6 protein-coding genes are annotated in these 6,047 nt (G+C 72.3%); 1 reads left to right on the top strand and 5 read right to left on the bottom strand.

Annotated elements, in window-relative coordinates:
• The 5 genes from R3E98_18615 to R3E98_18595 form a co-directional block, all read right to left on the bottom strand.
• Positions 1–362: NAD(P)(+) transhydrogenase (Re/Si-specific) subunit beta (locus R3E98_18615; protein ID MEZ4425419.1), on the bottom strand; the 362-nt coding region annotated here is incomplete at its 3' end.
• A 6-nt stretch (positions 363–368) separates the two neighbouring features.
• Positions 369–647: an NAD(P) transhydrogenase subunit alpha gene (locus R3E98_18610; protein ID MEZ4425418.1), complete on the bottom strand. Its 279-nt coding sequence runs from the start codon at positions 645–647 to the stop codon at positions 369–371.
• 6 nt (positions 648–653) lie between these two features.
• A complete protein-coding gene (locus R3E98_18605) occupies positions 654–1,808 on the bottom strand; it encodes a Re/Si-specific NAD(P)(+) transhydrogenase subunit alpha (GenBank protein MEZ4425417.1) in 1,155 nt (384 codons plus the stop codon).
• A gap of 140 nt (positions 1,809–1,948) precedes the next feature.
• Positions 1,949–4,612: an ABC transporter permease gene (locus R3E98_18600; GenBank protein MEZ4425416.1), complete on the bottom strand. Its 2,664-nt coding sequence runs from the start codon at positions 4,610–4,612 to the stop codon at positions 1,949–1,951.
• On the bottom strand, positions 4,612–4,959 hold the full coding sequence (locus R3E98_18595; GenBank protein ID MEZ4425415.1) for a PadR family transcriptional regulator: 348 nt from the start codon (positions 4,957–4,959) through the stop codon (positions 4,612–4,614). The genes R3E98_18600 and R3E98_18595 overlap by 1 nt, the downstream gene beginning before the upstream one ends.
• A gap of 275 nt (positions 4,960–5,234) precedes the next feature.
• Between R3E98_18595 and R3E98_18590 the strand changes: the two genes are divergently transcribed.
• On the top strand, positions 5,235–6,035 hold the full coding sequence (locus R3E98_18590; GenBank protein MEZ4425414.1) for a hypothetical protein: 801 nt from the start codon (positions 5,235–5,237) through the stop codon (positions 6,033–6,035).
• The last annotated feature ends 12 nt before the right edge of the window (positions 6,036–6,047 follow it).

Below are 6,047 nucleotides of genomic sequence, written 5' to 3'. Positions count from 1 at the left end.
TCCATGCCAGGCAGGCCGGACGGTGCCACGCTGAGACGCACGAACTCGGCGGCCGCCACGACGGCCGAGGCGCCCCCACCCAACCCGTTGAAGATGCCGACCAGCTCGGGCATGGAGGTCATCTGGACGCGGCGGGCCAGCACGGCGCCCACCAGGGAGCCGAGGATGAGCCCCAGCCCCACCATGCCCCAGTTGAGGATCTGATGCTCGATGACGGCGGCCACCACAGCCACCAGCATGGCCAGGGAGGCCAGCTGATTGCCGCGGCGGGCCGTGGCCGGGGAGCCCAGGCGTTTGAGACCGAAGACGAAGAGCGTCGCGGAGACGAGGTACGCGACCTCGACGAGAGTGGTCTTGTCCATGTCCGCCTACCGCCGCTTGAACATCTGGAGCATGCGATCCGTCACCATGAAGCCACCCACGACGTTGATCGTGGCCATGACGATCGCCGCGACCGCCAGGCCCGTCAGCAGCGGCGAGTCGGCGGTGGAGGCGACGGCGAGCGCGCCGATGAGCGTGATGCCCGAGATGGCGTTGGCGCCGGACATGAGAGGCGTGTGGAGCGTCGGCGGCACCTTGGTGATCACCTCGAAGCCGACCAGCATGGCCAGCACGAAGACGTAGAGACCGATCAGCAGAGGACCCATGTCACCTCACTGGGACGTGGCGGGGGCGGTGAGCGGCGACAGGCCGAGCGCCTGTCGGGCGGGGCCGAAACGGATCTCGCCGGCGTGCGTGACGCAGGCGCCCTTCGTGATCTCGTCCTCGAAATCGAGATGGAGCGCGCCGTCGGCGCTCAGGTGCTCGAGGAAGGCCTGGACGTTGCGGCCGTACATCTGGCTCGCGTCGTAGGGGAGGGAGGCCGGCAGGTTCACGGGGCCCAGGACGGTCACCCCGTGATGGACCACCCGCTCACCGGAACGTGTGACCTCGCAGTTGCCCCCGCTCTCCGACGCCAGATCGACGATCACGGCGCCGGGACGCATGGTCTCCACCATCGCGCGCGTGATGAGGCGCGGCGCGGGCTTGCCCGGGATCTGTGCCGTGGTGATCACGACGTCCATGTCCGGCAGCGCCCCCCCGATCAGCTCCAGCTCGCGTTGGTGCTCTTCATCGCTGAGCGCGCGGGCGTAGCCGCCGGCCGTCTCCGCGCTGTGGTCGAGCTCGGCTTCGAGGAAGGTCGCCCCGAGGCTCTGCACCTGCTCCTTCACCGCGGGTCGCACGTCGAAGGCGGACACCACCGCCCCCAGGCGCCGGGCGGTGGCGATGGCCTGCAGCCCGGCCACGCCGGCGCCGAGGATCAGCGCCTTGGCCGGAGGCACGGTTCCCGCCGCCGTCATGAACATGGGCAGGAAGCGCGGAAGCTCCTGTGCCGCGATGAGCACCGCGCGGTAGCCCGCCACGGTCGCCTGGGAGGAGAGCGCGTCCATCTTCTGTGCGCGCGTGATCCGGGGCACGGCCTCCATGGCGAAGGCCGTGACGCGCCGGCGGGCCAGCCGCTCCAGCAGGTCGGGTCGGGTCATCGGGCTGAGGAAGGCGATCAGCACCGAACCCTCCGGCGTATCCGATTCGTCCTCGGGGGGCTGTACGCGCACCACCGCGTCGGCGCCCTCCAACCAGGTCGGCGAGCGGGGCACGACGGTCGCGCCGGCCGCCTCGTAGACCGGGTCGGGGAACCCGGCGTCGGCTCCGGCACCGGTCTCCACGACGATCTCGTGCCCCTTCTTCACCAGCTTGCCACAGGCTTCGGGTGCGAGCGCCACCCGGCGCTCACCGGCCTGCGTCTCTCGCGGTACGGCGATCCTCATCGGCCCTCCCGGGTCCGCTTCGGGGCGTCCAGGGTTCAGGAAGCGCTACGGAGATAACGAGAGGGTGGGACCTCGGCAACGTGGACGCCGCCGGGCGTGCGAGAAGGGTGACACGCCCGCCCGGCCACGCCTGCCGGTGCCTACTCGGCGCCGAGCACGCGCACGGGATCGACACGGGCCGCGCGCCGGGCGGGAGCCCAGCACGCGAGCGATGCGACGCCGACCAGGACCGTGGCGACCGTCACGTAGGTGGGGAGGTGCAGGGGGGAGACACCGTACAGCGCGGCGCGGAGGAGCCGGGTGGACGCAAGCGCCAGGAGGGTCCCCAGGGCCAGCCCCCACGCCGTCGGGACCAGACCCGACCGGAGCGCCTCCCGGCGGACGTCCGCGGGCGCGGCGCCCAGGGCGAGCCGCACGCCGAAGTCGGGGAGGCGCGCGCCCACGAGGTACGACATCACGCCGTAGACGCCGAGACCACCCAGCAGCAGGGCCAGCCCGCCGAAGCCCGCCAGCAGCAGCGCGTAGAAGCGCCGCCGCGACATCGACGCGTCGAGCGCCTCGGTGAGCGGTCGCAGGGATGGGACCGGGATGTCGGGATCGATCTGCCGCACGACGTCCCGCACCGGTCCGGTGAGGCGGGCGGGATCGTCCGTCTCCACCATCAGCGCCATCGAGACCAGCGGACCCGGTGTCCCGTACTGCGCATGCGCCACGTACATCTCGGGCTCGGGATCCCGGTCGAGCGCGTGCTGGTGCACGTCACCGACGACGCCGACGACCCGGTAGGAGACGTCCCCGAAGAGGCGGATCTCCCGTCCCACGGGGTCGGAGTCCGGCCACAGCCGCTCCGCCATACGCGCGTTGATGACCATGGCGCCGGCCGTGCCTGCGCGATCGGCGTCCGTGAGCGCGCGCCCCGCGCGTACCGGCAAGTCGACCGCCTCGAAGTAGCCCGGCGTCACCACCCGGAAGTTCGCGACGGGGAGCGGGCCGTCCGCCGGGGGTGCGTGCCCTTCGGCGAGGTACGGGAATCCCCAGTTGCCGTCGGTGAAGGGCTCGAGCTGGATGCTGCCCACTCCGCTCACGCCCGGGAGCGCGGCGACACGTGCCTCCAGGTCCTTCCACAGGCCGAGCGCACGGTCCGCTGCGAACCGGTCCTCGGCCGGTACGATCCGCACGCTCAACACGTCGCTCGCGTCCAGGCCCGGCTCCACCGCACGCAGCGCCACGAAGCTCGACACCATGAGGCCCGCCCCCGTCACCAGCACCATCGCCAGCGCGACCTCCCCGGCCAGCAGCATCCGGTTGGCGCGATGCAGTGCCGGACCTCTCGTGCGGGCCCGACCGCCCTCGCGCAGGTTCGGCGTGCGCTCGAGGTCGGACGCGCGCAGGGCCGGCAACAGCCCGAACACGAGGACGCAGGCGGCGCTCGTGGTGACGGCGAAGCCCAGCGCGCGCATATCGACCGACGGGCCTGCACCGTCCAGACGCGGCAGGCCGGAGGACTCCGGCAGTGCGAGCAGGCGGAGCGCCACCTGCGCGAGCGCCGCGCCCGCGGCGCAGGCGACGCCGGCCAACAATGCGCTCTCGATCAGGTGCTCGCGCAGCAGACGCGCCCGCGTGGCGCCGAGCGCGGCGCGGATCGCACGATCCCCCTGCCTCGAGGCAGCGCGCGCGAGCAGCAGGTTGGCCACGTTGGCACAGGCGATCAGCAGCACCAGGCCGACCGCGCCGAGCAGGGTCCACAACGTGCCGCGCACGTCGCCGATGACCGCCGTGAGGATCCCGACCGCGCCCGCACGCTGCACGGTCTCCGCGTCCAGGCGACCGGGCCACAGGTCGGCGATGCGGCGCGCGGCCGCGCGGACCTCCGCGTCGGCCTGATCCACCGAAGCGTCGGGACGCATGCGCGCGACGACCGAGTTCACGTACCACGTGCTGTCGGAGGCGAAGTCGCGCCCCGGAGGCACATGCAGCGGCACCCACACGTCTGCCGCGCGCCCGAGCGGGCGATGGCCGGCGTCCATCACACCGACGATCGTGCGCGTGGGGTGGAGGTATCCGTCGAGCTGGAGGCGGCGTCCGATCACGTCCGGATCGCTCCCCAGCCTGGAGGCCCAGAAGGCGTGCGAGACGATCACCACGTCGGAGCGGTCGGGGTCGGTGTCGGCGCGGGTGAAGCTGCGTCCGCGCTCCACCTGTGCACCGAACACGTCGAAGTAGCCTGCGTCCACGGCCAGTGCGTCCAGCACGCGGGCCTCGTCGCCGCCGGTCCAGGTCAGTCCCCAGCGCGACAGGCCCGTGTAGGCCTCCACGGAGGGAACGCCGTCGCCCACGAGCCGGGAGAGCGTGATGTTGTGGTTGAGGCGAGGCCAGAGCTGGACCAGCCGGTCCGGAGCCGGCCAGGGCAGGGGACGGAGCACGACCGCGTCCAGGACCGTGAACATGGCCACACTGGCGCCGATGCCGAGCGCCAGGGTGCCGATCGCGACCGCGCTGTGCGCCGGCTGCCCGACGAGCCGACGGCTCGCGAGGCGAACGTCGCGCAGGAGGTCGCGCAGGCGGTCGCGACGCCCCCGGAGTCGCCGGGACTCCGCGTCGACGGCCCGCATCTCGGTGCGGATCCGTTCGAGGTCCCCGAATGCGGCGCGCGCGCGGCGGAAGGCCTCGTCGCGGGGCACGCCGGAGGCCATCCACTCGCGGGCCCGGCCTTCGATGTGGAAGGTCAGCTCTTCGTCGATGTCGCGCGCCGAGCCCTCGTCCTCGTTCGCAAGGGGGGTGGGGTGCGGCTTCCGCCCGGACATCAGCCCACCTCCTCCGGGCGGATGCGCAGCACCCGCCCGACGGCCCGCACCGTGTCCAGCCAGCTCGCCCGCTCGCGCGCCAGCCGCGCCCGACCCTTCCGCGTGATCTGGTAGAAGCGCGCGCGCCGACGCGCGTCGGAGATCCCCCACTCGGAGGTCACCAGCCCGTCGCGTTCGAGCCGGCGCAGCCCAGGATACAGGGCACCCTCCTCCACGTTGAGGGCCGCCTCCGAGAGCCGCTCGATGCGCCGCTGGATCTCGAGGCCGTGCCCCGGCTCATGCTCGAGCGCCTGCAGGAGCAGCAGGTTGAGGGTGCCGTACAGGGTCGAGGCGTCGATGTCGGTCATGCGGTCCTCCAGCGGGCTCGGTGTACCGGCTTACTATAAGCTGCTTATGTCAGCAGGGAAAGCGTCCATCGGGCGACCGGCTTTCAGTGTCCTCCCCGGAGGACGGGTGCCGGTGGGGACGTCCCGCGGAAGTGGACAGCGCCGCTCCGGGGCAGGAGGGGACGGCCGGCCCCAACCCCAGCCAGGACGCCGCGTTCTCGAGGTCCGCCCCGCTAGGGCACGGCGGTTGCCCCCGGGGCGGTGCAGGACGCAGCGACCACGGGCGAGGAGGGACGATGAAGGCGCGAAGGCTGGGTGCGGGATGCGCGGTGGGGCTGGTGGTGCTGGTGCTGGCCAGCGCGGCTCCCGCCGAGGCGCAGCGGTATGGACGCGAGATGCGCTTCGACGAGCGGAGCGATCCGCGGCTCTTCCTCGACCTCGGCTTCGTGGCCGGGGACCCGGTGGGCGAGTTCTCGCAGTTCGTCGACGACGGGTGGGGCCTCGGCACCGGTCTGGCGTGGGCCGTGGATCCGGCCGGCCTCTTCCGCGTGCGCGTGGGCGGTGGCTTCCTCGTCTACGGTCACGAGCGTCAGGAGGTGTGCATCAGCGACCGGTTGGGGTGTCGCGTGCTCGCGGACCTGACCACCACGAACAGCATCCTCTATGCGGACCTGGGCGCGGAGCTGGGCGTGGACCTCGGCGCGGTGCGTCCCTACGTGGGGGTGGGGCGGGGGCTCTCGTACTTCGTCACCTCGTCGTCCCTCAACGGACCGGACGACTACGACGGGCTCTTCGACACCACGAACTTCGACGATCTCGTCTGGGGCTGGAGGAGCCGTGCCGGCCTGCAGCTGCAGGTCTCGCATGGTCGCACCCCGGTCTACCTGGACCTGAGCGCGAACTATCACGAGAACGGTCGCGCGGAGTATCTGACCGAAGGCGACATCGTCGACAACCCGGACGGCTCGATCACGCTGTATCCGGTGCTGAGCGAGGCCAACCTGGTCACCTTCCAGGTGGGGGTCTCCATCGGGCTCGGCGGGGGAGACGACGGGCCGCGCCGGGAGCGGCGCCGGCGTCCCCGCCGCCACCGCTGAGGGCGGTCCTCT

The sequence above is a fragment of the Gemmatimonadota bacterium genome (genome assembly GCA_041390125.1).
Classification (GTDB): domain Bacteria; phylum Gemmatimonadota; class Gemmatimonadetes; order Longimicrobiales; family Gaopeijiaceae; genus JAGQIF01.
This window is presented reverse-complemented; position numbering and strand designations above follow the sequence as displayed.

Coding starts and splice junctions, on each gene's coding strand:
- R3E98_18590 (MEZ4425414.1), top strand. CDS start 5,235: ATGAAGGCGCGAAGGCTGGGTGCGGGATGCGCGGTGGGGCTGGTGGTG.
- R3E98_18610 (MEZ4425418.1), bottom strand. CDS start 647: ATGGGTCCTCTGCTGATCGGTCTCTACGTCTTCGTGCTGGCCATGCTG.
- R3E98_18595 (MEZ4425415.1), bottom strand. CDS start 4,959: ATGACCGACATCGACGCCTCGACCCTGTACGGCACCCTCAACCTGCTG.
- R3E98_18600 (MEZ4425416.1), bottom strand. CDS start 4,612: ATGTCCGGGCGGAAGCCGCACCCCACCCCCCTTGCGAACGAGGACGAG.
- R3E98_18605 (MEZ4425417.1), bottom strand. CDS start 1,808: ATGAGGATCGCCGTACCGCGAGAGACGCAGGCCGGTGAGCGCCGGGTG.